Origin of the sequence: Isoptericola chiayiensis (assembly GCF_013149805.1) — a bacterium.
Taxonomy (GTDB): domain Bacteria; phylum Actinomycetota; class Actinomycetes; order Actinomycetales; family Cellulomonadaceae; genus Isoptericola; species Isoptericola chiayiensis.
Genome location: NZ_JABEZT010000005.1, coordinates 176,729 through 201,848, shown reverse-complemented (window position 1 = coordinate 201,848; position 25,120 = coordinate 176,729). Strand labels below are relative to the sequence as shown.

At 73.3% G+C, this 25,120-nt stretch carries 23 protein-coding genes; 17 read left to right on the top strand and 6 right to left on the bottom strand.

The features are described 5' to 3' along the window. Positions 1-184 precede the first annotated feature (184 nt). The 5 genes from HDG68_RS11430 (at position 185) to HDG68_RS11410 (ending at position 4,861) form a co-directional block, all read left to right on the top strand. A complete protein-coding gene (locus HDG68_RS11430; protein WP_172152175.1) occupies positions 185-847 on the top strand; it encodes a hypothetical protein in 663 nt (220 codons plus the stop codon). 199 nt (positions 848-1,046) lie between these two features. Continuing rightward, positions 1,047-1,430: a hypothetical protein gene (locus tag HDG68_RS11425; protein ID WP_172152173.1), complete on the top strand. Its 384-nt coding sequence runs from the start codon at positions 1,047-1,049 to the stop codon at positions 1,428-1,430. Between the two features lie 85 nt (positions 1,431-1,515). After that, positions 1,516-2,730: a phosphotransferase gene (locus tag HDG68_RS11420; protein WP_172152171.1), complete on the top strand. Its 1,215-nt coding sequence runs from the start codon at positions 1,516-1,518 to the stop codon at positions 2,728-2,730. After that, positions 2,727-4,208 carry a sensor histidine kinase gene (locus HDG68_RS11415; protein WP_343037546.1) on the top strand — a complete coding sequence of 494 codons (1,482 nt, stop codon included), beginning with the start codon at positions 2,727-2,729 and terminating at the stop codon, positions 4,206-4,208. Before HDG68_RS11420 ends, HDG68_RS11415 begins: the two co-directional genes overlap by 4 nt. Beyond that, positions 4,205-4,861 (top strand): response regulator transcription factor, encoded by a 657-nt coding sequence (locus tag HDG68_RS11410; RefSeq protein ID WP_172152169.1) that lies wholly within the window; start codon positions 4,205-4,207, stop codon positions 4,859-4,861. Before HDG68_RS11415 ends, HDG68_RS11410 begins: the two co-directional genes overlap by 4 nt. Before the next feature lie 244 nt (positions 4,862-5,105). Here the strand turns inward: HDG68_RS11410 and HDG68_RS11405 are convergent, their stop codons facing one another. After that, complete coding sequence (locus tag HDG68_RS11405; RefSeq protein ID WP_343037545.1) at positions 5,106-6,197, bottom strand: LacI family DNA-binding transcriptional regulator; 1,092 nt, start codon at positions 6,195-6,197, stop codon at positions 5,106-5,108. 174 nt (positions 6,198-6,371) lie between these two features. Here HDG68_RS11405 and HDG68_RS11400 point away from each other — a divergent pair, with 174 nt between their 5' ends. The 6 genes from HDG68_RS11400 to HDG68_RS11375 are packed head-to-tail and all read left to right on the top strand — an operon-like array spanning position 6,372 to position 12,980. After that, the gene (locus tag HDG68_RS11400) at positions 6,372-7,706 is read left to right on the top strand and encodes an ABC transporter substrate-binding protein (protein WP_172152167.1); all 1,335 of its coding nucleotides are present in this window, start codon (positions 6,372-6,374) and stop codon (positions 7,704-7,706) included. 5 nt (positions 7,707-7,711) lie between these two features. Then, positions 7,712-8,725, top strand: a complete 1,014-nt coding sequence (locus tag HDG68_RS11395) for a carbohydrate ABC transporter permease (RefSeq protein WP_172152165.1) — start codon at positions 7,712-7,714, stop codon at positions 8,723-8,725. Further along, entirely contained in the window at positions 8,725-9,615 is an 891-nt protein-coding gene (locus tag HDG68_RS11390) for a carbohydrate ABC transporter permease (RefSeq protein ID WP_172152163.1), read from the top strand. Before HDG68_RS11395 ends, HDG68_RS11390 begins: the two co-directional genes overlap by 1 nt. Before the next feature lie 20 nt (positions 9,616-9,635). Further along, entirely contained in the window at positions 9,636-12,077 is a 2,442-nt protein-coding gene (locus HDG68_RS11385; protein WP_172152161.1) for a beta-xylosidase/alpha-l-arabinosidase, read from the top strand. 55 nt (positions 12,078-12,132) lie between these two features. After that, positions 12,133-12,492 carry an RNA-binding S4 domain-containing protein gene (locus tag HDG68_RS11380; protein ID WP_172152159.1) on the top strand — a complete coding sequence of 120 codons (360 nt, stop codon included), beginning with the start codon at positions 12,133-12,135 and terminating at the stop codon, positions 12,490-12,492. A gap of 5 nt (positions 12,493-12,497) precedes the next feature. Further along, on the top strand, positions 12,498-12,980 hold the full coding sequence (locus HDG68_RS11375; protein WP_172152157.1) for an NUDIX domain-containing protein: 483 nt from the start codon (positions 12,498-12,500) through the stop codon (positions 12,978-12,980). A gap of 4 nt (positions 12,981-12,984) precedes the next feature. Here HDG68_RS11375 and HDG68_RS11370 read toward each other — a convergent pair whose 3' ends face one another. Beyond that, on the bottom strand, positions 12,985-13,386 hold the full coding sequence (locus HDG68_RS11370) for a MerR family transcriptional regulator (RefSeq protein ID WP_172152155.1): 402 nt from the start codon (positions 13,384-13,386) through the stop codon (positions 12,985-12,987). A gap of 220 nt (positions 13,387-13,606) precedes the next feature. On the opposite strand from HDG68_RS11370, the gene HDG68_RS11365 reads away from it, so the two are divergent. Both HDG68_RS11365 and HDG68_RS11360 read left to right on the top strand, forming a co-directional pair. Beyond that, positions 13,607-15,178, top strand: a complete 1,572-nt coding sequence (locus HDG68_RS11365) for a SulP family inorganic anion transporter (RefSeq protein ID WP_425483762.1) — start codon at positions 13,607-13,609, stop codon at positions 15,176-15,178. A gap of 48 nt (positions 15,179-15,226) precedes the next feature. Beyond that, positions 15,227-16,345, top strand: coding sequence for a dipeptidase (locus tag HDG68_RS11360; RefSeq protein WP_172152153.1), 1,119 nt, complete (start codon positions 15,227-15,229; stop codon positions 16,343-16,345). Between the two features lie 19 nt (positions 16,346-16,364). Here the strand turns inward: HDG68_RS11360 and HDG68_RS11355 are convergent, their stop codons facing one another. Then, positions 16,365-16,625 (bottom strand): hypothetical protein, encoded by a 261-nt coding sequence (locus HDG68_RS11355; RefSeq protein WP_172152151.1) that lies wholly within the window; start codon positions 16,623-16,625, stop codon positions 16,365-16,367. Between the two features lie 166 nt (positions 16,626-16,791). On the opposite strand from HDG68_RS11355, the gene HDG68_RS11350 reads away from it, so the two are divergent. From HDG68_RS11350 to HDG68_RS11340, 3 genes are all read left to right on the top strand, one after another. After that, a complete protein-coding gene (locus HDG68_RS11350) occupies positions 16,792-18,843 on the top strand; it encodes a hypothetical protein (RefSeq protein ID WP_172152149.1) in 2,052 nt (683 codons plus the stop codon). 151 nt (positions 18,844-18,994) lie between these two features. After that, positions 18,995-19,534, top strand: a complete 540-nt coding sequence (locus HDG68_RS11345) for a DoxX family membrane protein (RefSeq protein ID WP_172152147.1) — start codon at positions 18,995-18,997, stop codon at positions 19,532-19,534. An 18-nt stretch (positions 19,535-19,552) separates the two neighbouring features. Next, the gene (locus tag HDG68_RS11340) at positions 19,553-20,200 is read left to right on the top strand and encodes a response regulator (protein WP_172152145.1); all 648 of its coding nucleotides are present in this window, start codon (positions 19,553-19,555) and stop codon (positions 20,198-20,200) included. Between the two features lie 22 nt (positions 20,201-20,222). Here the strand turns inward: HDG68_RS11340 and HDG68_RS11335 are convergent, their stop codons facing one another. Further along, positions 20,223-21,839 (bottom strand): GAF domain-containing sensor histidine kinase, encoded by a 1,617-nt coding sequence (locus tag HDG68_RS11335; RefSeq protein ID WP_172152143.1) that lies wholly within the window; start codon positions 21,837-21,839, stop codon positions 20,223-20,225. Between the two features lie 125 nt (positions 21,840-21,964). On the opposite strand from HDG68_RS11335, the gene HDG68_RS11330 reads away from it, so the two are divergent. Continuing rightward, positions 21,965-22,882: a universal stress protein gene (locus HDG68_RS11330; RefSeq protein WP_172152141.1), complete on the top strand. Its 918-nt coding sequence runs from the start codon at positions 21,965-21,967 to the stop codon at positions 22,880-22,882. Between the two features lie 71 nt (positions 22,883-22,953). On the opposite strand, the gene HDG68_RS11325 is transcribed toward HDG68_RS11330, so the two are convergent. Both HDG68_RS11325 and HDG68_RS11320 read right to left on the bottom strand, forming a co-directional pair. Then, positions 22,954-24,294, bottom strand: coding sequence for a hypothetical protein (locus tag HDG68_RS11325; RefSeq protein WP_172152140.1), 1,341 nt, complete (start codon positions 24,292-24,294; stop codon positions 22,954-22,956). After that, entirely contained in the window at positions 24,291-24,875 is a 585-nt protein-coding gene (locus tag HDG68_RS11320; RefSeq protein WP_343037544.1) for an RNA polymerase sigma factor, read from the bottom strand. The genes HDG68_RS11325 and HDG68_RS11320 overlap by 4 nt, the downstream gene beginning before the upstream one ends. Positions 24,876-25,120: the final 245 nt, after the last annotated feature.

The following is a 25,120-nucleotide window of genomic DNA, read 5'->3' as shown; positions in this document are numbered from 1 at the left end:
TTCGCGCACGACGTCGAGCGCCCCTCGCCCCGGCGGCGAGGGGCGCTCGGTCGTCCCCGGACCTGAACTCGGGGTGAACAGCCCATGAGAGTTCTCTCATGGGGGCTTCCTCGGCCTCTCATGGCGTCGCGGCACCGTGGAACGTGTCCACAGCAGACGACGTGCGAACAGGGAAGTGACAGCCATGAAGTCTTCGGTGAAGAAGCGATGGGCGGCCGGGACCGCCGCGGTGCTCGGCGTCGGGACCGTCGGTGCAGCGGGGATCGGCCTGCTCGACCAGGTGTCCCTGGGTGACAGCGCGGCGGCGGTGACGTTGGACGGGGTGCGGACGACGTCCGCTCCGGCAGCCTCGAGCTCGCCGGGGCCGTCGCCGTCCTCGACCGCGGTCGCGTCGCCCAGCGCGACCTCGGCGCAGTCCGCCCGGTCCGCCGCGTCGGCGCGGTCCGCCGCGTCGGCCGGCCAGGCCTCGGCCCGGAGTGCTCAGAGCGCCGTGAGCGCCCAGAGCGCCCAGAGCGCCCAGAGCGCGGCGTCGGCGTCCGGCGGTCAGCAGGCCTCGGCGCAGAGCGCGCGGTCGGCCCGGTCGGCCGCTTCCGCGGCCCCGCAGTCCGCGGCGTCGGCGCAGAGCGCACGCAGCGCGCAGAGCGCCCGCTCGGCGGCCTCGCCGGCCCCTGCGCCGAAGAAGACCGCAGCACCGGCGCAGAGCGCGCAGAGCGCACAGAGTGCCCGGTCCGCCGCCTCCCCGGCGGCGGCGCCGCAGTCCCCGCAGTCCGCACCGTCGGCCGCCTCGGCCGCCTCGGCCCAGTCGCCGCAGTCGGCGGATTCGGGTTCCGCGGACTCCGGGGACTGAACGCGAGCTCGGCCGACCCGAGGTGCCGACGGCCCGCGACCGGTGCTCGACCGGTCGCGGGCCGTCGTCGTCCCGGAAGCCGGCCCGCGCGAGCAGCCGGATGAGAGCTCTCTCATCCGCGTCTCCCCGACGTCTCATCCGAGGGTTCCAGGATGGTTCTCGTCCGCACGAGGCGGGCACCGGATCAAGGAGCAGCATCATGAAGTCGTCCGTCACCAAGCGCTGGATCGTCGTCGGGACCGCCGCCGCCCTGGGGGTCGGGGTCGCGAGCGCCACCGCCGTCGGTCTGGACGACCAGGCCTCGGAGACGGAGAGCGTCGCCGCGGTGACTCTGCCCGAGCGAGAGGTCGCGACCGGGACCGGTGACGGCGTCTCGCCGACGGCCCCGGACGTCACCGACCCGTCGCCGGAGTCGGCCGACTCGCCGGACGAGTCCGCCGTCGACTCCGCGGACTCGCCGCAGGTGGCCGAGCCGCAGGCCCTCGAGGTCAGCGCCCAGTCGGCGCAGAGCGCGCAGTCCGCCCGCTCCGCCCAGAGTGCCCAGAGCGCCCAGTCGGCCCGCTCCGCGCAGTCGGCGAGCTGAGGGAACGCGCCCCGTGGCACCGACGGCACCGACGGACCGGCGTGGTGAGCGAGCGCTCCGCGCCGGTTCTGGTGAGGATGGTGCGATGGGACAGAGCGACCTGGACCTCCTGACCGGTGCCGACGCGACCGAGCTGCTGGCCACCGCGGTGTCGACCGCCGGGGGTGAGCTCGTCGACTGGTCGGTGCGGCAGGTCGACCACCGTCCGGGACGGTCCACGACCGTGGCCTACCGGGCCCGCGTCCGCTGGGCGTCCGACGGTGGCGTCGACGCGCCGGTGCGCACCGAGACGCTGGGCGCGTCGCTCGGCCGACCGGGGGACCAGCAGGTGCCCGGGGTGCTGACGCTCGACGACGGCGAGCACGCGGTCGCCGTGTGGCGGTTCCCCGGTGATCCGGCGCTGCCGGCGCTGGCCACCGCCTACGACGCGGAGTCGGTCGCGACGCTCCTCGGGGACCTCGGGGTGCCGGAGGTCGCGCGCGGTCCGGTGACGCTGCGGGTGCGCGCCTACCGTCCGACCCGGCGTGCCGTCATCGAGGCGAGCACGCCGGGGGCCCGGGTGTTCCTCAAGGTCGTGCGGCCCGACAAGGTCGACGACCTGCACGAGCGGCACGCGCTCCTGGCCGGTGCCGGGCTCCCGGTGCCCAAGCCGTTGGGGCGCAACGCGGACGGGCTGCTCGTCATCGCACCGCTGGCCGGCGAGTCCATGCGCCACGCGGTACGCGACGGCGGTGCCGTCCCGACGGCGGCGGAGGTGGTCGGGATGCTCGACCGGCTCCCCGACGAGGTCGCCCTGCTGCCCCGCCGCACGTCCTGGAGCGAGAACGCCGGGCACTACGCCTCGGTCATCGGTGCCGCGCTGCCCGCCGAGGCGGGCCGCGCCGCCCACCTGGCCGCCGTCGTCGGCGACCGCATCTCCGGGCTGACGGCCGACGAGCCCACCCACGGCGACCTGTACGAGGCGCAGGTCATGCTGGAGTCGGGCCGGATCACAGGGCTGCTCGACGTCGACTCCGCCGGTCCCGGCAGGCGGGCGGACGACCTGGCGTGCCTGGTGGCGCACCTGGAGACCCTGTCGCTGCTGCGCGGCTGGGACGCCGAACGGCTGCGCGGGCTCGCGCGCGAGTACGCGGCCGGGTTCTGCGGCGTCGTCGACCCCACCGAGCTGTCCGCGCGCGTCGCGGGCGTGCTGCTGTCGCTGGCGACCGGCCCGCACCGTGTGCAGGAGGCCGACTGGCCGGCGCAGACGTCGCGGCGGCTGGACGCCGTCGAGCACTGGCTCACCGGGGCACCCGGGTGAGCGGACCCCACCGCTGGACGTGGCGGCACCCCTTCGGGGCGCTGTCCGTCCGGACCAAGGTGCTGGCGTCCGTCCTGGCGATGTCGGCCCTCGGGCTGGCGGTCACGTGGACCGTCACCGACGCCATCCAGACCCAGGGGATCGTCGACCGGGTCGAGGACGAGCTCGACCAGGAGGTCGAGGAGTTCCGGGTACTGGCCACCCGGGGCGTGGACCCCGCCACCGGTGACCCCTTCACCGGCGTCGCCGAGCTGCTGCAGGTCGCCATCGAACGCAACGTGCCCGGTCCGGACCAGATGCTCGTCACGTTCGTCGCCGGGGAGCCGCAGCTCTACTCCCCGCAGTGGGCGCGGCCCGTCGTCGACGACCCGGCGCTGCGCGACCTCGTCGACTCGATCCCCCCGGACGCCTCCCGCGTCTCCCAGCGCTGGATCGACACCGAGGTGGGCCGGATGGACGTGGCCGCGGTCCCGGTGAGCGTCACCGGCAGCGACGACCACGGCACCTACGTGGTCGGGATCGGCACCGACATGGCGCTCGCGTCCCAGCTGGCGCTGCGGCAGACGTTCGCGCTGGTGTCGGTGGCGGTGCTGCTGCTGGTCGGCGCGGTCGGCTGGGTCGTGGCCGGGCGGCTGCTGCGGCCGCTCGAGCTGCTGGCCGCGACGGCCCAGCAGGTCGGCGGGGACGACCTGACGCGGCGGGCGCCCGTGACGGGAGACGACGACGTCGCCTCCCTGGGCCGGGCGTTCAACACCATGCTCGACCGGGTCTCGGACGCCTTCGACGCGCAGCGCCAGTTCCTGGACGATGCCGGTCACGAGCTGCGCACCCCGCTGACGGTGCTGCGCGGTCACCTCGAGCTGCTCGACCCCGACGACGCGCAGGACGTCGCCGAGACCCGGGCCCTGCTGCTCGACGAGACCGAGCGGATGAGCCGCATCGTCGAAGACCTCGTCCTGCTCGCCAAGGCGGACCGGCCCGACTTCGTGCAGGTCGGGCAGGTGGACCTCGGCCGGCTCACCGACGACCTGCACGACAAGGCCCGCGCCCTGGGGGACCGCACCTGGCTCGTCGACGAGCGCGCCGAGGCGACCGTGCGCGGCGACGAGCAGCGGCTCACGCAGGCGCTGCTGCAGCTCGCCGACAACGCCGTGAAGTACACCCCGCCCGGGACCCGGGTGGCCCTCGGCAGCGCCGTGCGCGACGGGACCGCCGTGCTGTGGCTGCGCGACGAGGGACCGGGCGTCCCCGAGGCCGAGCTGGACCGCATCTTCGAACGGTTCGTCCGCGTCGACGCCACGGGGGAGCGGGGATCCGGGCTGGGCCTCGCCATCGTCGCGGCCATCGCGGCCGGCCACGACGGTACCGTCGCGGCGACGCGCGGCGACCCGACCGGGGCGGCACCCGGCCTGCGCGTGACGCTCACCTGGCCGGCCGCCGTCGTCGCCCCCGACCGCACCCCCGAGGAGACCCGATGAGCCGCATCCTGGTGGCCGAGGACGAGGACCGCATCGCCCAGTTCATCCGCAAGGGGCTCAAGGCCCACGGGTTCGTCCCGACCGTGGTGGGCGACGGGCTGTCCGCGGTGCAGCACGCGCTCGCCGGCGAGTTCGACCTGATGGTGCTCGACATCGGGCTGCCGCAGGTCGACGGCTTCGAGGTGCTCTCCAGGCTGCGCGGGTCCGGCAGCACGATGCCGGTGATCATCCTGACCGCGCGCGACTCCATCACCGACCGGGTGTCCGGGCTGGAGGGCGGCGCCGACGACTACATGGCCAAGCCGTTCGGGTTCGAGGAGCTGCTCGCGCGGATCCGGCTGCGCCTGCGCGACCCGGGGCGGGCCGAGCACGCCGTGCTCGAGCACCGCGGGCTGGTCCTCGACCCGGGCACGCGGCGGATCACCGTCGACGGGCGCGAGGTCGACCTGTCCGCGCGGGAGTTCGCGCTGGCCGAGGTGTTCCTCGCCAACGCCGGCCGGGTGCTCTCGCGCGAACAGCTCCTGTCGCGGGTGTGGGGGTACGACTTCGACCCCGGGTCGAACGTGGTGGACGTGTACGTGCGCTACCTGCGCAGGAAGGTGGGGGCGGACCGGATCGAGACGGTGCGCGGGATGGGGTACCGCCTCGTCTGACCGCGAGGTAGGCAATTTCTCGCCGACGTAGGCGATCTCTGCGCGACGTAGGCAAATTCTCGCTGAGGTAGGCAACTTTGCGGCGAGGTAGACCAGCGGGCCGTGAGGTAGGCGAGCGCCGGTCGGTCCGACGTCGGACCGCGCGACGAGCGGTCCCGCCCGGCCGAAGAATCCGCCCGGGGTCGCCTACCTCGCGGAAACGTTGCCTACGTCGCGGGAACGTTGCCTACGTCGGCGTGCGGTTCTACGTCGCGGAGGAGTTGCCTACCTCGGGAGGAGGGCTCGGGGGCGGGGCGGTGCTGCCGCGGACGACGAGCGAGGTCGGCAGGCGCAGGTGCTGCTCGCGGGGCGTCCCGCCGAGCAGGTCGAGGACCATCCGCAGGGCCTCGGCGCCCATCTGGTGCAGCGGCTGGGCGACGGTGGTGAGCGCCGGGGTGGTGGTCATCGACTCGGGGACGTTGTCGAAGCCGACGACGGACAGGTCCTGCGGCACCCGGATGCCGAGCTCGGCGGCGACCTCCATCAGGTGGATGGCGGAGAGGTCGTTGGCGGCGAACACGGCGGTGGGCCGCTCGGCGCCGGACGCCGTGAGGAGCTCGCGCGCCGGGGTGTCGGCGGTGTCGGGCCGGTAGCCGCCCACGCGGACCAGGTCGGGGTCGACGGCGATGCCGGCGGCCTCGAGCGCCTCGCGGTAGCCGAGCTCGCGCAGCCGGGCGGACTGCAGGTCGGAGCGTCCGCCCAGGTGGGCGATGCGGCGGTGCCCGAGCCCGAGCAGGTGCTCCACGGCCTCCCGGGCGCCGGTGACGTTGTCGGAGTCGACGGTGTGGGTGCCCTCGGGGCCGGTGTGCGGGTCGACGGCGACGACGGGGATACCGTTGGCCTCGGACATCACCATCGTGGGGGTGACGACGATCGCGGCGTCGATGAGGGTGCCGGCGAGCCGGGACAGCGAGCGGCGCTCCCACCCGCCGGGCACGCCGCCGTCGGACCCGCCGCTGTAGGCGAGCAGCTCGTAGCCGGTGCCGCCGACGGCCGACGAGATCCCCTTGAGCAGCTCGGTCGAGTACGGCTCGAACTCGGCGACCAGCACGCCGACGACGTTGGTGGACTGCCGCCGCAGGCTGCGGGCGACCAGGGAGGATTCGTAGCCGAGCTCGCCGACGACGGCGAGGACCCGCTCGGCGGTGGACGCCGCGACGCCGTAGCGGTTGTTGACGACCTTCGAGACGGTCGCGACCGAGACCCCGGCGACGCGCGCGACGTCGGAGATCGTCACCCGACCGGTCGGCGGGCTGGTCGTGGGACCCGCGGCGGGCGGGTCGGCGGCGGTGCTCACAGCACGAGGGTATCCGCTGCGGGGGCTCGCGCGGTGGCGGCGGCTGTCGTGTCGAAACCGTTATCGAAAACGATTGACGAACGTCGGCCCGCGGTGCCACAGTGGTGCCGTCGGTGGCCGGAGGGGCTCACCGCGTTCACTTCGACGAGTCGATGACGACCAAGGGGATCCACGATGACGAGGACACAGCGAGGAGCGACTGCCATCGCCCTCGGCGCGACCGTGGCGATGCTCGCGACGGCCTGCGCAGGGCAGGGCACGGCCGACCAGGACACGGCGGACACCGAGGGCACCAGCACCGAGGACGCCGGCGGCGACGTCACCCTCGAGTGGTGGCACAACTCCAACACGGGGGAGGGCAAGGAGTACTACGACCAGGTCGCCGCGGACTTCGCCGAGGCGAACCCCGGGGTGACCGTCCAGGTCGAGGCCATGCAGCACGAGGACATGGTCACCAAGCTCCAGGCCGCCATGCAGGCCGGCACCGACGTCCCGGACGTGTTCATGAGCCGGGGCGGCGGCGAGCTGCAGAACGACGTCGACGCCGGGCTGCTGCGCGACCTCACCGACGACGCCGCCGACACGATCGACACGATCTCGGCGTTCACCGGCCAGTACACGATCGACGACCAGGTCTACGCCCTGCCCTTCTCCATGGGCATCGTCGGCTTCTGGTACAACAAGGACCTGTTCGCCGAGGCCGGGATCGACGACGTCTCCCCGGACCCCACGTTCGAGGAGTTCTCCGGATACGTCGACCAGCTCCAGGCCGCCGGGATCGACCCGATCTCCGTCGGCGCCGGCGACAAGTGGCCCGCGGCGCACTACTGGTACTACGGCGTCGTGCGCGAGTGCGAGTTCGAGACCGTCGAGACCGCCATCGAGACCGGCGACTACTCCGACGAGTGCTTCCTGAAGGCCGGCGAGGACGTGCAGGCCATCCTGGACAAGGAGCCCTTCAACCCGGGCTTCCTGGCCACGGCCGCGCAGTCCGGCCCGACGTCGGCGTCCGGCCTGCTCGCCTCCGAGAAGGTGGGCATGGAGCTCGCGGGTCACTGGGAGCCCGGCGTGGTCGGCGGACTGCGCGAGGACGAGCAGGTGCCCGACTGGATGGGCTGGTTCGCGTTCCCGACGTTCGACGGCCAGGCCGGCGACCCCGCCGACCAGATGGGTGGCGGTGACGCCTGGGCCGTGTCCCAGGACGCCCCGGACGCCGCGGTCGACTTCGCCGCGTACCTGCTCTCCGACGAGGTCCAGCAGGGCTTCGCCGAGCTCGACATGGGCCTGCCGACCAACCCGGCGGCGACCGGCTCGCTGTCCAACGAGACGCTGGCCCAGCTCATCCCCGTCCGCGACGGCGGTGGCGAGACCCAGCTCTACCTGGACACCCGCCTCGGCCAGTCCGTGGGCGGCGCGATGAACGACGAGATCGCCCTGCTGTTCGCCGGCGAGTCCGGTCCGCAGGACGTCGTGGACGCCATCGAAGACGCTGCGGCGTCGCAGGGGTGACCGGGATGGCAGACGACGCAGCCGTCACGACGGCACCCGCGTCGCCTGCCACCTCCACCGGTCCGGCTGCCGGCGCGACCCGTCAGGGTCGCCCGGCAGCCGGACGTCCGGGCGGGGGTCGGCGGGCGGCGGACTCGAAGCTCCGCAAGCGTCTGGAGATCGCCTTCTTCGTGGCGCCGGCCCTCGCGATGCTCGCCCTGTTCGTGGTCTGGCCGGTCATCACGGCCGTGCAGATGTCGGCCTTCCGCTGGAACGGCCGCGGTCCGCTGGTGGACTTCGTCGGGCTGGCGAACTACGTGTCCGTGCTCACCGACGACGTGTTCGTCGGTTCGCTGGTCAACAACCTCGTCATCGTGGTGCTGTCCATCGCGATCCAGCTCCCGCTGGGCCTGGCGATCGCGCTGCTGCTCAACCGCAGGATGTGGGGGCAGGGTGCGCTGCGCACCATCATCTTCGTCCCCTACGTCCTCGCGGAGGTCGTGGCCGGGGTGGTCTGGTTCCAGCTGCTGCAGCCCTACTACGGCGTGCTCGACACCATCCTGCAGTCGGTCGGCCTGGAGCCGCCCGCGCAGGGCTGGCTCGGCGACCCGGACCTGGCCCTGTGGACCGTGATGGCCATCCTGACGTGGAAGTACCTCGGCCTGGCCGTGATCCTCTTCCTCGCCGGGCTCCAGGGCGTGCCCGAGGAGCTGTACGAGGCGGCCCAGCTCGACGGCGCCTCGTGGTGGCAGGTGCAGCGCAGGATCACCGTGCCGCTGCTGGGGCCCACGATCCGCACCTGGGGGTTCCTGTCGATGATCGGTTCGCTGCAGCTGTTCGACATGGTCTGGATCCTCACCAAGGGCGGGCCGGCCAACGCCACCAGCACGATGGCGATCTTCCTCGTCAACGAGGGCACCCGCAGCAACAACTTCGGCATCGCCGGCGCCGCCTCCGTGGTGCTCTTCCTGATCGCGCTGGTCATGGCGGTGCTCTACCAACGACTCATCCTGCGCCGAGACGCGAAGGGGGTGGCGTGATGACCACGTCGACCCAGACGCCCGCCACGCCGACGACGGCGCCGAGCCGCCGCCGTCGTGGCAGCGCGGGCAGGTTCCAGGGCGGCAACCCGGTCGTCTACGCGGTGGCCTTCCTGGTGGTCTGCGCGACGCTCGGACCCGTGGTCTACGGCGTGCTCGGCGGGTTCCGCAGCAACGCCCAGCTCGCCGACGCCCCGGCGTCCCTGCCGGATCCCTGGATCTTCTCCAACTACACCGGTGTCGTCACCGACCCGTCGTTCTGGCAGTACACGCTGAACTCCGTGGTCGTGGCCGTCGTCACCACGGCGATCGTCGTCGTCTTCGGCGTCATGGCCGCCTACCCGCTGGCGCGCTACGCCTTCAAGGGGCGCGAGGTGCTGTTCATGGTGTTCGTCGCGGGGCTGCTGTTCCCGGCCACGGTCGCCGTCGTCCCGCTGTTCATCCTGCTCACGCAGAACTTCGGGCTGGGCAACACCTGGTGGGGGGTCGCCCTGCCCCAGGCGGCGTTCGCGCTGCCGATGACGGTGGTCATCCTGCGTCCCTTCCTCAAGGCGCTGCCGAAGGAGCTCGAGGAGGCGGCCCAGCTCGACGGCACCAGCCGGATCGGGTTCTTCTGGAGGATCCTGATCCCCCTGTCCGGACCGGGCATGGTGACGGTCGGCGTGCTGGCTTTCGTCGGGTCGTGGAACGCCTACCTGCTGCCGCTGCTGCTGCTGCAGGGCGACATGAAGACGTTGCCGCTCGGCGTCGCCGACTTCTCCTCCGAGCACTCCTCCGACACCGCCGGCGTCTTCGCCTTCACCACCCTCGCCATGATCCCGGCGCTGGTGTTCTTCCTCGCGATGCAGAAGCGCATCGTCAACGGACTGCAGGGCGCGGTGAAGGGATGACCGCGCAGAAGGAGTCACCCATGACCCACACCGCCGTCCCGGGCGTCACCCCGGTCCCACCGCAGGTCTCGGACCGCGTCGCGGCGCTGCACGCGCGGATGAGTCTCGAGGAGAAGGTGGCCCAGCTCGTCGGCTACTGGCTCGACCAGGGCGGCGACGTCGTGGCTCCCATGCAGGACGAGATGGCGGCCGGTCAGGCCACCTCCGACCGGCTCGGCGAGATCACCCGGCACGGCATCGGGCACTACACGCGGGTGTACGGCACCCGGCCCGTCGATCCGGTGGAGCGGGCCCGCTGGTTGTGGGGCGAGCAGCGCCGGCTGCGCGCCGAGACGACGCTCGGCATCCCCGCGTTGGTGCACGAGGAGTGCCTGACCGGTCTGGCGGCCTGGCAGGCGGCGACGTTCCCGACGCCGCTGGCCTGGGGCGCCGCGTTCGACCCGGACCTCGTCGCCGAGATGGGCGCCCTGATCGGCGAGTCGATGCGCACCCTCGGGATCCACCAGGGCCTCGCGCCCGTGCTGGACGTGATCCGGGACCCGCGCTGGGGGCGCGTCGACGAGTGCATCGCCGAGGACCCGTACCTCGTGGGCACGGTCGGCACGGCGTACGTCCGCGGCCTGCAGGGATCGGGCGTGCACGCCACGCTCAAGCACTTCGTGGGCTACAGCGGGTCGCGGGCCGGGCGCAACCACGCACCGGTCTCCGCCGGTCCGCGCGAGATCGCCGACGTCTACCTGCCGCCGTTCGAGATGGCGGTGCGCGACGGCGGCGTCCGGTCGGTCATGGCGTCCTACAACGACGTCGACGGGGTGCCGCTGCACTCCTCGGACGAGTACCTCACCGGCGTCCTGCGGGACCGGTGGGGGTTCGACGGCGTGGTGGTCGCGGACTACTTCGGCGTCGCGTTCCTGCAGGTCATGCAGGGTGTGGCCGCCGACCGCGGCGAGGCCGCGGCGCTGGCGCTCGCCGCCGGTCTCGACGTCGAGCTGCCCACCGGGGACGCGTTCGCCGCCCCGCTGGTCGAGGCGGTGCACGCCGGCCGCGTCGACGAGGCGCTCGTGGACCGCGCCGTGCTGCGGGCCCTCGCCCAGAAGGAGGAGCTGGGCCTGCTCGACGACGACGCGTTCACCGGTGAACCGCCGTCGGACGTGGACCTGGACTCCCCGCGGCACCGCGCCGTCGCGCGCCGGCTGGCCGACGAGTCCGTGGTGCTGCTGGCCGACGACGGCGTGCTGCCCCTGGGCCGCTGGTCGACGCCGCCCGCCCGGGTGGCCGTCCTCGGACCGAACGCGGACCGCGCCGAGGCCCTGATGGGCTGCTACTCGTTCGCCAACCACGTGCTCGCGCACCACCCCGAGCACCCGCGCGGCTTCGAGATCCCCACGGTCCTCGAGGCGATGGGGCCGGCGTTCGCGGGCGCCGGCGTCCCGGCACCCGCGCTCGTCCATGCCCGCGGCTGCGACGTCGACGGCGAGGACACCTCGGGGATCGCCGACGCCGTCGAGTCCGCCGCCTCGGCCGACGTGGCCGTCGTCGTCGTCGGCGACCAGGCGGGCCTGTTCGGCCGCGGCACCGTGGGCGAGGGCAACGACGTCGAGTCCCTCGAGCTGCCCGGTGTGCAGCGCCGGCTCGTCGAGGAGGTCGTCGCGACCGGGACCCCGGTGGTCATGGTCGTGCTGTCGGGACGCCCGTACGCGATCGACTGGGCGCTCGACGGCGAGCGCGCCCCGTCCGCCGTCGTGCAGGCCTTCTTCCCCGGCGAGGAAGGCGGCGCGGCCGTGGCCGGCGTGCTGACGGGGGCCGTCAACCCGTCCGGCCGCCTGCCGGTGTCGCTGCCCCGCTCCGCCGGCGCGCAGCCGTACAGCTACCTGCACCCGGTGCTCGGCGGGCCGAGCGACGTGACCTCCACCGACTCCACGCCGCTGCGACCGTTCGGGTTCGGCCTGTCGTACACGACGTTCTCGTACTCGGACCTCGCGGTGGACGACGACGTCGCCACCGACGGGACGTTCACCGCCACGGTGCGCGTCACCAACACGGGTGACGTGGCGGGCACCGACGTGGTCCAGCTCTACGGCCGCGACCCGGTCGCCTCCGTGGCCCGACCGGTGGCCCAGCTCCTCGCCTACGAGCGGGTGGCGCTCGCGGCGGGGGAGTCGGCCGCGGTGACGTTCGCGGTGCCGGCGGCACGGTTCGCGTTCTCCGACCGCCGTCTGGTGCGCGTCGTGGAACCGGGGGACGTCGAGGTGTGGGTCGGGTCCCACGTGGCGGCGGTCGCCGAGTCCGCCGGCACGGACCTGCGGGACACCACCGGGGGTGCGATCACCAACGTCCGGGCCGCCGTCGAGCGTTCGCTGCCGGGTGCGGCGACGCCGCGGGCACGGCTCGCGCTGACCGGGCCCGTCCACGAGGTGGGCGTCGACGACGCGCGGCTGGCCACCGCCGTCATCGCGAGGTAGGCGACGTCTCCGCGGGGTAGGCAACCTCACCGCGAGGTAGTGGCAGAGTGGACGGATGCGGATCGACATCTGGCTGTGGGCGGTCCGGCTCTTCAAGAGCCGGTCCGTCGCCGCGTCGACGCTGCGCTCCGGCAAGGTGCGGATCAACGGCACCGTGGCCAAGCCCGCCAGCCAGGTGCAGGTCGGCGACCGGGTGACGTGGCGCGACCCCCTGCGCGGACGCATCGTCGTCGTGCGCGAGCTGCTGCCCAAACGCGTCGGCGCGCCGCTGGCGGTCAAGGCCTACGACGACCAGAGCCCACCGGTGCCCACCCGGCAGGAGCGCGAGGCCGTCGGCGTGCGCGAGCGCGGCGCCGGTCGCCCCACCAAGAAGGAGCGCCGCGACATCGACAAGCTGCGCGGACGACGGCGGTAGCGGCCGTGGCCGTCACGAGTGCGGGTCTGCTGCCCTTCCGCCGGCCGGCCGACGGCGGGATCGAGGTGCTGCTCGGCCACATGGGCGGGCCGTACTGGGCGGGCAAGGACGCCCACGCCTGGACGGTCCTCAAGGGCGAGCTCGACGACGGCGAGGACCCGCACGACGCCGCCCTGCGCGAGGCGGGCGAGGAGCTCGGCCTGGACCTGCCGCCGTCGGACGGACCCGACCTGGACCTCGGGGAGGTCCGCCAACGGTCCGGCAAGCGGGTGCTCGCCTGGGCGCGGGAGTGGACCTACCCCGGCCCGGACCTCGGTGCCGCGCGCAGCAACACCGTCGAGATCGAGTGGCCGCCGCGCTCCGGGAGGACGATCGCGGTACCCGAGATCGACCGGGTCGCCTGGTGGCGGCCCGACGACGCCCGCCGGCTGCTGGTCACGGCACAGGCCGCGTTCGTGGACCGCCTGGAGGCGCTCGCGGCCCGGTGAGGCGTCAGAGCGCGCGCAGCAGGCCGATGAGCTCGTCGGCCATGTCCAGCTTGCGGGCCAGGTCGGTGCGGCGTTCCTCGGCGGCGGCGAGGTGCCCGGCGAGGCGGTCGCGCAGGGTGTCGACGTCCGACGGCGGTGCGTCGCCCGTCGCAGGTGCGTCGCCCGCACCGAGCCGGTCGGCGACGTCGAGCAGGTCGGCCATCTCCTCGAGCGAGAAACCCAGCGGCTTCATCCGACGGATGAGCAGGAGCCGCTCCACGTCGGACTCCGTGTAGAGGCGGAACCCGCCGTCGGACCGGGCGGACGGGCGCAGCAGCCCGACATCGTCGTAGTGCCGCAACGTCCGCAGCGACAGGCCGGTACGGTCGGCGACGGCCCCGATGTGCATGGTCTGCGGCGCGGTCATGGACCGATTCTCGCTTCCGGGGGCACGGACGTGAACTCTACCCTCACGTGAGGGTAGAGTTGCGCCCGCCGCAGCGCCTGGACCCACCGGTCACGCGGCACCCGAACCTCCGCGCGACGACGCGCCCCCCGCCCTGCCCCGCGGCCGGGAGGCCCGTCCGACGGCGGCACCTCGCGGCCCGCCGTGCGCCCACGGCGCCACGACCGAGAGGAAGCACCGCGTGTCCGACGACCTGCGCGCCTCCCTGCCCGATCCTGCTCCCGCTCCGCAGCCCGCCTCCGGGGCGCCCGAGGCCACGTCCTCGGGCTCTTTCCGGGCGGCCTTCAGCTCGATGACGCGGCTGCGCACCGAGGTCCTCGCCGGGCTCGTCGTGGCCCTCGCGCTCATCCCCGAGGCGATCGCCTTCTCGATCATCGCCGGCGTCGACCCCAAGATCGGGCTCTTCGCGGCGTTCACGATGGCGGTGACGATCTCGTTCGTGGGCGGCCGCCCGGCGATGATCTCCGCCGCGACCGGCGCCATCGCGCTGGTGATCGCCCCGGTGGTGCGGGACCACGGGCTCGACTACCTCGTCGCCACCGTAATCCTGGGCGGACTGATCCAGGTGGTCCTCGGCGTGCTCGGCGTGGCCCGCCTCATGCGGTTCATTCCCCGCTCGGTGATGGTCGGGTTCGTCAACGCGCTCGCCATCCTGATCTTCACCTCCCAGCTGCCGCACCTGTTCGGCGACAAGGTCACCGCGGACAACCGGTGGTGGATCTACGGCATGGTGGCGGCCGGTCTGGTGATCATGGTGTTCTTCCCGCGGATCACCTCGGTGGTCCCGGCGCCCCTGGTCGCGATCGTGCTGCTCACCGTGATCACGGTGTTCGCCGCGATCGCGGTGCCGACCGTGGGTGACGAGGGCGAGCTGCCGTCGTCGCTGCCCACGCTGTTCTTCCCGGACGTCCCGCTGAACCTCGAGACCCTGCAGATCATCGCGCCCTACGCCCTGGCGATGGCGCTGGTCGGACTCATCGAGTCGCTCCTGACGGCCAAGCTGGTCGACGACGTCACGGACACCCACTCGAACAAGACCCGCGAGTCGTGGGGTCAGGGCGTGGCGAACCTGGTCACCGGGTTCTTCGGCGGCATGGGCGGCTGCGCCATGATCGGCCAGACGATGATCAACGTGAAGGTCTCCGGCGCGCGCACGCGGCTGTCGACGTTCCTGGCGGGCGTGTTCCTGCTGCTCCTCGTCGTCACCCTCGGCGACGTCGTGTCCATCATCCCGATGGCCGCCCTCGTGGCCGTGATGATCATGGTGTCGGTGGCCACGTTCGACTGGCACTCGATCCAGCCCTCGACCCTGCGCCGCATGCCGGTGCCCGAGACCGTCGTCATGCTCGCCACCGTCGGCGTCACCGTGTGGACGCACAACCTGGCCTACGGCGTCATCGTGGGCGTGCTGGTGGCGGCCGTGCTGTTCGCGCAGCGCGTCGCCCACCTGACGACGGTGCAGCGCCTCGACGCGTCCGACGACGACGGCGAGCGTGTCTACGCCGTCGACGGCGAGCTCTTCTTCGCCTCCTCCAACGACCTCGTCTACCAGTTCGACTACGCCGGCGACCCGCAGCACGTGGTCATCGACATGACCAACGCGCACGTCTGGGACGCCTCCACCGTGGCCGCGCTGGACGCCGTCCAGCACAAGTACGCCGCCAAGGGCAAGACGGTCGAGTTCCGCGGCCTGAACGACGACTCGCGGGCGCGCCTCGACCTGCTGGCCGGGAACCTCGGCGCCGGGCACTGAGCCGCCGGGCACCGAGCCGTCTGCGTGCGCTCAGCGTAGTGTCGCGCCATGGTGAGTGAACGGATCCGCGAGCTCGTGACCGAGCAGCCCGTCTGGGACGGGCACAACGACCTGCCGTGGGAGGCGCGCGAGCAGGCCGGCTACGACTGGGACGTGCTCGACATCGCCGGGTCGACGGCGGACCGCACCCACACCGACATCCCCCGGCTGCGCGCCGGGGGAGTCGGGGCGCAGTTCTGGTCGGTCTACGTGCCCACCACGATCACCGGGCCCGACGCCGTCGTCGCCACGCTCGAGCAGATCGACGCCGTGCACCGCATGGCGATGCGGTACTCCGACCAGCTCCAGCTCGTCACCACGGCCTCCGGGGTGCGGGACGCCTGGTCCCACGGCCGCATCGCCAGCCTGCTGGGCGCCGAGGGCGGGCACTCCATCGACGGGTCCCTGGCCGTGCTGCGCGCCTTCTGCTCGCTCGGCGTGCGGTACATGACGCTGACGCACAACGACAACACCCCTTGGGCGGACTCCGCCACGGACACCCCGAGCGAGCACGGCGGCCTGAGCGAGTTCGGGCGCGAGGTCGTGGCCGAGATGAACGACCTCGGCATGCTCGTCGACCTCTCCCACGTCTCGGCCGGCACCATGCACGCCGCCCTGGACACCACCACGGCGCCGGTGATCTTCTCCCACTCCAGCGCCCGCGCCGTGTGCGACGTGCCGCGCAACGTGCCCGACGACGTCCTGACCCGGCTGGCGACCAACGGCGGGATCTGCATGGTCACGTTCGTGCCGCAGTTCGTCACCCCGGCGGTCGCCGAGTGGAAGGACGAGGCCGCCGCCGCGGCCGCCGACCAGGGGATCCGCGCCACCGACTACCTGGCGTTCAGCGAGTTCCTCGCCGAGTGGCGCGAGCGCAAGCCCGCACCGCCCACGCGGCTGTCCGACGTCGTCGCGCACGTCGAGCACGTGCGGGAGGTGGCGGGCGTCGACCACGTCGGCCTCGGTGGCGACTACGACGGCGCCACCGGGTTCGCGGCCGAGCTTGCGGACGTCTCCGGATATCCGGCGCTGCTCGAGGCGCTCGCGGACCGCGGCTGGTCGGACGTCGAGCTGGGCAAGCTCACGAGCGGGAACATGCTGCGGGTGCTGCACGAGTCCGAACGGTGAGGCCGGCGACCGTCTACCGCTAGACCTCGAGGGTGCGCGCGGACCACGACAGCCCGAGCGCCTGCAGCACCTCGGAGGGTTCGCGCTCGGTCGCGTCCGAGTAGGCCTGCAGCGACATCACCGACGCGGTGAGCATGGTGGTCAGGATCCGCCGGGCGAGGCGCGGGTCCTGCGTGGCCTCGTCGAGGAGCTCCTGGACGATGCTGGACCGGATCCCGAGGTCCGGGTCGGAGCAGGCGGTCAACATCGCGATGGTCGTCGCTCCAGCGTCAGTAGCCATGATTGCCCCCCGTTGTCAAGACCCTGCAGCTTCCGGTCTACCCCAGGGGAGGGGCCCCTGCGACCGGAGTCACACCCGTTGAGCAAATCGTGACCTCGTCGCGACCCGCTAGGATCGCGGCGCCGGCGGCCGCAGGAGGCCGCGCAGGGACGACGACGGAGCGCACGTGACCCAGACCGACCGGACCGTACGGAGCCACGCCGGGAGGACCGTCGGCCGCCCGCTGGTCGCGCTGCTCGCGCTCGCCGTGGCGGTCGGCCTGCTCGCGCTCCCCGGAGCCGTCCCCCGAGCGGCGGCAGCCACCGACGGGCTGACCGAGACCGGCCACGCCCGCTACGAGGTCCGCGCCGGCGGCAGGGTGACCGCCGAGATCACCACGACCCTGACCAACGTCACCCCGGACCGCGGCAACACGTACTACTACTGGAACTCGTACACGATCGGGATCCCGGCCTCCGCCACCGACCTGCGCGCCACCAGCGGCGGATACCCGCTGACCGTGCGCCGCGAGGGCACCGACGACCCCGGCACCGAGGTCGCCGTGGCCACGTTCTCCCCGCTGCGCTACGGCCGGACCCGCACCGTCGAGTGGACCTACACGATCGGCGGGGCACCGTTCCGCTCCGAGCAGCGCAGCCGTGTCGGCAAGGGGTTCGCCACGTTCGCCGCCCAGGTCCCGGGCGACGACGGCCGGACCAGTCTCGAGATCGCCGCCCCCAAGACGATGCGGTTCGACGCGTCCGAGGCCTTCGCCCGCGACCACCGGGCCAAGAGGACCGTGTACACGCTCGACGAACGCACCGACGAGGGCGGCATCTGGGCGGCCGTGTCGTTGCGTGACCCGGACGTCGCCGACACCACCGAGGTCACCGTCGGTGACCAGGAGATCACGCTGAGCAGCTTCCCCGGGGACGAGAGGTGGACCCGGTTCGCCGCCCGCCAGGTCGAGCAGGGCATCCCCGCGCTGGCCGAGCTCGTCGGCAGCGACTGGCCCGCCAGCGTCGACGAGGTCCGCGAGGACGCCTCGCCCAACGTGCTCGGCTACGGCGGCTGGTTCAGCGACGACACGCGGCGCATCGTCGTCGACGAGAGCCTCGACCCCGGGCTCCTCCTGCACGAGCTCACCCACGCGTGGATCAACGACGACACCGTCCGGGACCGCTGGTTGTCCGAGGGGCTGACCGAGGTCATCGCCCAGCGGGGCGCCGCCGTCATCGAGGCGGACGCCGAGGAGCGCCCGGCACCGCGCCGCCGGGCGGACGTCGCCTTCCCCCTCGCCCGGTGGGCGGGCCCCTACACCCTGGAGGGCGAAGCGGAGGCGTACGGCTACGACGCGTCCTACACGGCGACCAAGAAGCTCACCGCGGGACTCGACGACGAGGCGTTCGCGGCGTTCGTCGCCGACGTGTACGCCGGCAACAGCGCCTACGCCGCCCCCGACAGCCCGCGCCAGCTCCGCGCCACCACCGACTGGCGACGGTTCGTCGACCTGCTGGACGCGCACGACGCCGGTGACGGCGCCGCGAAGGTGCTGCGCCGGTGGGTGCTGACCTCCGACGGCAAGAAGCAGCTCTCCGCACGGGCCGAGGCCCGCGAGTCCTACGCCGCGACCGACGACGCCGACGGCCCCTGGACGCCCCCGCTCGGGCTGCGCACCGCGATGAGCCGCTGGCAGTTCGACCTGGCCGCCACCCGCACCGAGCAGATCGACGGCGCGCCGGGCCTCGCGGCCGAGGTCCAGCGCACGTCGGAGGCGGCCGGGCTGGCCGTGCCCGACGACGTCCGAGCGGCGTACGAGCAGGCGGACGACGACGAGGAGTACGCCGCGCTGGTCCCCACGCTGACGCTGGCCGCCACGTCGATCGACCAGGTCGGTGCCGTCTCGCGGAGCGTCGACACCGAGCAGGACCCGGTCACGGAGCTCGGGCAGCGGATCCTCGAGGTCGACGCCCTGGCCGCCGCGGCGCGCGGGGCGCTGTCCGACGGCGAGCTCGAGCAGGCGCAGCGGCTCGCGACCGAGACCGGTGAGCAGGCCGACCGCGCCACCGGCGTCGGCGTCGCCGTCGTCGCCGGTGTGGTGCTCGTGCTCGCGCTGCTGGTGCTGGGCGCCTGGCTCCTGGTCCGACGCGTGCGGCGTCGCCGTCGGCGGACCGTGCTGACCGAGCCGCGGGTGGTCGCCGTCGTCGAGGCTCCCGCCGAGGACCGCAGCGTGTCCTGATCGGGACCTTCGGCTCCGGCGAGGGGACCATCGACCTGCAGGTCGGGGACGTTGCACCCTGCCGCGGCCCGGCCGGGACGGCGAGGCTGGTCTCGACGCCGGGACCGTCCCGGCGCCGACACCGGCCTCCCGGCCGAAGGAGGAGATCGACATGTCCACCGCCGCCGCGCACGAGGTCCCGTCACCGACCGTGCACGAGCACCAGATATCGCCCGTCGCGGCCTACACGTTCGCGATCGTGCGGATCCTGATCGCCGTCGAGTTCCTCTGGGCCTTCCTCGACAAGACCTTCGGACTCGGCGTCGCCACCCCCGCCGAGCGCGCCTGGATCGAGGGCGGGTCGCCCACCACGGGATACCTGTCCAACGTCGAGGGCACGTTCGGGGACTTCTTCGGCACGATGGCCGGCAGCGCCGTCATCGACTGGCTCTTCATGCTCGGTCTGCTCGGCATCGGCCTGGCGCTGCTGCTCGGCATCGGCATGCGGATCGCCGCCGTCTCCGGTGCCGTCCTGCTGCTGCTCATGTGGCTCGCGTCGCTGCCGCTGGCCAACAACCCGTTCGTGGACTACCACCTGGTCGACGCCGTCCTGCTGATCGGGCTGGCCGCCGTCGCCGCCGGGGACACCCTCGGGCTCGGCAAGCAGTGGGCCGCGACCGACCTGGTCCAGCGCTTCCCGTGGCTGCGCTGACTGCCCTACCGTAAGGACATGGCAGAGCAGCCCGTGCGGGTGTTCCTCGTGGACGACCACGAGATCGTCCGCCGAGGAGTCGCCGACCTCGTCGAGGCCGAACCGGACCTCGAGGTGGTCGGCGAGGCCGGCACGGCCGCCCAGGCGCTCGCCCGTGTCCCCGCCCTCACCCCGGACGTCGTCGTGCTGGACGTGCGCCTGCCCGACGGCGACGGGGTGACCGTGTGCCGTGAGCTGCGCTCCCGCATGGACGTCGCCTGCCTGATGCTCACCTCGTTCGACGACGACGAGGCCCTCGTCGACGCCATCATGGCCGGAGCCGCCGGCTACGTGCTCAAGCAGGTGCGGGGCACCGACGTCGTCGCCGCGATCCGTACCGTCGCCGCCGGCGGGTCCACGCTCGACCCCCGCACCACGGCCGCCGTCATGGAACGCCTGCGCAGCCAGTCGCGCCACGACGAGGACCCGCTCGCCGAGCTCACCGAGCAGGAGCAGAAGGTGCTCGCGCTCGTCGGCCAGGGTCTCACCAACCGGCAGATCGGCGCCGAGCTCTACCTCGCCGAGAAGACCGTCAAGAACTACGTCTCCCACATCCTGGCCAAGCTCGGCCTCGAGCGGCGGGTCCAGGCCGCCGTGCTCGCCACCCGGCTGCAGCGCGACGCCTGACCGCCGGGGTACGGACCCGCGGTCACCGACGCAGCGGTACCCGCCAGCGGACCCGGGTCCCCGGGTGCATCCGCTCCACGGAGAACTCGCCGCCCAGGTCGGCGGCACGGTGCTCCAGGTTCGCCAGCCCGCTCGGGGCGGCGTCCGCGGGGATCCCGCAGCCGTCGTCCGTCACGGTGAGGACCACGTCGTCCCCCAGGACCAGCTCGACGTCGGTGCGCCGGGCGTCGGCGTGCCGGGACACGTTGGACAGCGTCTCGCGCAGCACGGCCACGAGGTGGTCGCCGATCGCCGGCTGGATCAGCGCGTCCACCGGGCCGGAGGTGCGCAGCACGGGCTTGAAGGGAAGGGTCCGGGTGGCCGCCTCGATCTCCGCCGACAGGCGGGCACGCAGTCCGACGCGTCGTCCGGGGCCGGGGGAGGGCTGCAGGTCGCGGATCGTGGTGCGGATCAGGCTGATGGTCTCGTCGAGGTCGTCGACGGCACGCCCCACCCGAGCGGCGACGTCGGGCCGGTCCTCGAGACGGCGCCCCACGGCGTCCAGGCTGAGTCCCGTGGCGTAGAGGCGCTGGATCGCGAGGTCGTGCAGGTCGCGCGCGATCCGGTCCCGGTCGCGCATCACCGCGAGCCGCGCCGCGTCGAGACGACGCTCGGCGAGCTCGAGCGCGACGGCGGCCTGCGACGCGAACGCGGCCAGGGCGTCCACGACGACGCCGGGGAACGGGGAGGTGCCGCGCCGTCTTCCCACGGACAGCACGCCCGCCGTGCGGCCCGGTCCCCCCAGCGGCAGGACCGCGACCGGGCCGACGACGCTCGCCGGGTGCGCCGTGAGGGTCTCGCGGCCGTCGAGGGCGCCGTCGTGCGAGACCTGCGGGCGTCCCGAGGTGTAGGCCTCCGCGGCGAAGGTGCCCTCGAGCGGGACGACGGTGCCCACCAGGTCGTCGGTGCCCGGTCCGAGCGCCGCCCGCACGAGCAGGTGGTCCGGGGAGTCCTCGGAGACCGTCGCGAGCAGTGCGACGTCCGCCGCGGCCAGGCGCATGGCCTCCTCGGCGACGAGTGCCAGCACATCCGAGGGCGCGTCGCCCTCCAGCAGGTGGCGCGAGATCTCGTCGTTGCCGTGCGCCCAGCGTTCCCGCAGCCGTGCCTCGTCGTACAGCCGCGCGTTCTCGACGGCGACGCTCGCCGCCGAGGCCAGGCCCCGCACGAGCTGCTCGTCCCGCTCCGAGAACTGCGCGCCGCCGCGCTTCTCGGTGAGGTAGAGGTTGCCGAACGGGCTGCCGTGCACCCGCAGCGGCACACCGAGGAAGGACCCCATCGGCGGGTGGTGCGGCGGGAACCCGACCGAGCGCGGGTCGCTGCCGATGTCGGGCAGCCGCAGCGGGACGGGGTGCCGGATCAGCTCGCCGAGCAGCCCGTGACCGCGCGGGTACGGACCGATCGCCGCGATCTCGGCGTCGTCGAGCCCGACCGTGAGGAACTGGGCGATCATGCCGTCGTCGCCCAGGACGCCCAGCGCCCCGTACCGGGCGTCCACCACGTCGGTCGCGACCTGCACGAGCCGGTACAGCGTCGACTCGAGCTCGATCCCCCGTCCGACGGCCAGCACCGCGTCGAGCAGCACGTCCGCGTCGTCGGCCATGAGGCCACGGTAGCGCCGGCGAGCGTGTCCGGCCCGGGACCTTCGGCCCGGCAGGTCGGGGCGTGCGGCACTGCCGCGGGGTGGCACCGCCGTGGCCCACTGGGAGCAGAGGAACGGAGGAAGCCATGAACAGCAATCGAGTGATCGTGGGCATCGACGGTTCGGTCGCCGGTGACCAGGCCCTGCGGTGGGCGGCCGCCGAGGCGGTGCGCCGCCGGGCGAACCTGACCGTGCTGAGCGCGTACAGCGTGCCGGTGTCCCCCTCGGAGGAGGGGTACGGGCTGGGGATGGAGGCCATGCGCGAGCGCGCCCAGGACGTCGTGGGTGCGGCGGCACGGCAGCTGTCCGAGCTGCGCGAGTGCCGGGTCCCCGCGGTCCCCGATGCCGAGCACGTGGAGTGGGAGGTCGTCGCCGGTACGCCGGCTGGGATCCTCGTGAGCCGCACCGGCCCGGACCGGCTCGTGGTGGTCGGGCAGCGAGGCCTCGGCGGGTTCGACCGCGTCGTGCTCGGGTCCGTCTCGTCCGCCGTGGCGGCGATGGCCCGCGGGTCCGTCGTCATCGTGCCCACCGACCCGATGGCCCAGGTCTCGAAGTCGCCGTGCGACGGCGTCGGCCCGGTCTGGCGCGTCGTCGCCGCCGTCGACACCGACGACCAGGCCGACCGCGTCCTCGAGCAGGCCTTCGCGGAGGCCGAGGACGCCGCCGCACCGCTGCTCGTGGTGCACGCGGTGCACCCAGACTTCATCGCGGGCCCGTACGCCATGGTCACCGCGATGTCGCAGGAGTACCGCGACGAGGCACGGGAGCACCTGGACCGGATCATGGCCCGCTGGACGGAGAAGTTCCCCCGCGTCGAGGTCACCACGGAAGTCGTCACCGGTGTCATCACCGACGTGCTGCGCGAGCGGCTCAGCCGTCACGACGTCGTCGTGGTCGGCGGCCGCAAGCACTCGGCGCTCGTAGGGCGGGTGCTGGGCTCGGTGCCCGACAAGCTGGTCCGGCACGCGACGTGCCCGGTGATGATCGCCCACGAACCGCGCTGAACCCGTGTGCCGCCCCGCCCGGTCGTCGACCTCCCCCGTCGACGGCCGGGCGGGATGCTGTCCCGGCACGGTCAGGAGTGGTGGGTGGCGGCCTGTCGACCGCCGAGCGAACCGTCGGCGAGGTACCAGGCCAGCTCGGCGCCGTCCCACGGGCCGCCGTCGTCCGCGCGTGGTGTCGGGTCCTGTGCTTGGGCCAGCCAGTAGCCGTTCTGGATCTCGGCGTCGATCCGGGTCCCGTCCTCCAGCGTGACGACCACCTGGTCGACGTCGCTGCCGACCTGGCCGTACAACGACTGGATCCCGCCGAACCCGGCACCGAACCCCGTACCGATCCCGTCGGGCGCCGGCGGGCCGTCGGTGCGGGTGCCGGCCGACTGCCCCAGCAGCTCGTACGGCGGGCTGATCTCCTGGACGCACAGGCGGTACGTGCTGTCGGTGGCGTACAGCGTCGTCCCGTACCCGTACACCTGGTCTTCCAGCACAGGTGAGACCCGTTCGCCGGTCTGCCAGTTCCGGATGGAGCGGCACTCCTCGCGGCGTCGCTCGGCTTGTGGGTTCCACTCATCGGCCCCGGGCCAGGCTGCGGTGCGGGACAGCTCGTCGCCGTCCGTCAGCGTCCAGGTGACGGCGGCCACGACGTCGGACGGGTCGGCGATGTCTGCTGCCGGGGCATCGCGCAGCCACCATGCGACCCAGTAGCCGTCGGACACGACACCCTCGACCTCCTGGCCGTCGGCCGTGGTCACTGTCACGCTCTCGACGGTTTCTCCGACTCGGCCCCAGGCGGCGGCCGCGCTGTGCCGGTCGCTGAGCTCCAGCGGTTCGGTGGCCGCCGTGCCCGACTCCGTGACCTCGTCGACAGCCGGTGCCGTGCTGCCCGAGGCGTCACCGACCCGGGTGAAGGTCGTGCGCGAGAGGTCGCCGTCGGGTACGTGGCACAGCGCCGGGTCGCCGTCATCGGGATCGGCGGGGGCGAAGAGGACCAACGCCGTGCCGTCGAGGTCCTCTGACGCGATCAGGCGAGCACCGGCGGCCAGGACGGGTTCTGGCATGCCAGGCACCTGCGTGGTCAGCAGGTCGCGGCACGCGTCGACCATCTCACCGCTCGCCGGGACGGGCTCCGCGGGGCGGAAGAAGAGAGCGACACCGGCCACCAGGACCACTGCGGCCGCCGCTAACGACCAGGCTGCACGGCGGCGACCTCGGCGATGTGACGGCCCTGGGACGACGACGTCCACGGGGACCTGCGCCAGGTGGGTCGACATGTCGCCGGCGTGCGCGGCTGCGGGCTCTCGGCGATCGGTCGCGACGGCAGCGAGCAGCTCGGCGCGGGCCGCGGTGAACCGTTCGGGGTCCGGCGACCCGGTCGGCGCGAGGCGCGAGAGGCGCTCGTCGATGGTGCTGTCGCTCATGCCGACCTCCTCGAGGACGTGGGGGACTGCGCGGCCCGGGTGCTGCCGTCGGGACGGTCGACGGCGGCTGCGAGGCGCCGTCGTGCGCGGTGCAGGCGGACGTGGAGCGCCGCCGTCGTGCACCCGGCGACGTCGGCGGCCTGCGCCGGGGCGAGGCCGTCCCAGGCGACCAGCAGGAGCGCCTCGCGCTCCTTCTCGCTGAGTGCCGCCAACCCGTGCAGCAGGGTCTCGCGCTCGGTCGCCAGCGACTCGGGGGTGCCGGTGACGGCGGGCGCGGCGCGTTCCAGGCGGGTCAGCTCGGTGGCCAGCTCCCGACGGCGGACCTGGGCACGGCGGTCGGCGTGCAGGAGGTTGCGGGCCACGACGAGCAGCCAGGGCAGAGCGTCGGCCGGGACGTCCGGCAGGCGTCGCCAGGCGACGAGGAAGGTCTCGGACAGGAGGTCCTGGGCGGTGTCGGGGTCGCTGTGCCGGAGCGCGTAGGCGTGCAGGCGCACGGCGTGGGCGTCCCACAGCGCGGCCAGCCGGGCTGCTGCGGCGTCGTCCAGGTGGTCCGGGTCGGCGTCGTCGTCGGGATTGCTCACACCACGTAGTGTCCCGGGCCGGGCGCGACTTACGTCAGGCCGCCGAACTGGTTGTCTTTCTCGGGGGTGCAGGGATGGCGGGATCCGGTGCCGTGTGGCGCGCGCTGATCCCGCCTGGCGTGAGAATGACGTCTGGCGGGACTGGAGCGTGCCGAGATGTCATGGATCCCGCCGTCCGGACACCTGCGAACGAGACACCTGCGATCCCAGCCACTGCCGGCCGCGCCGGGCTCGGGCCGGGCGTC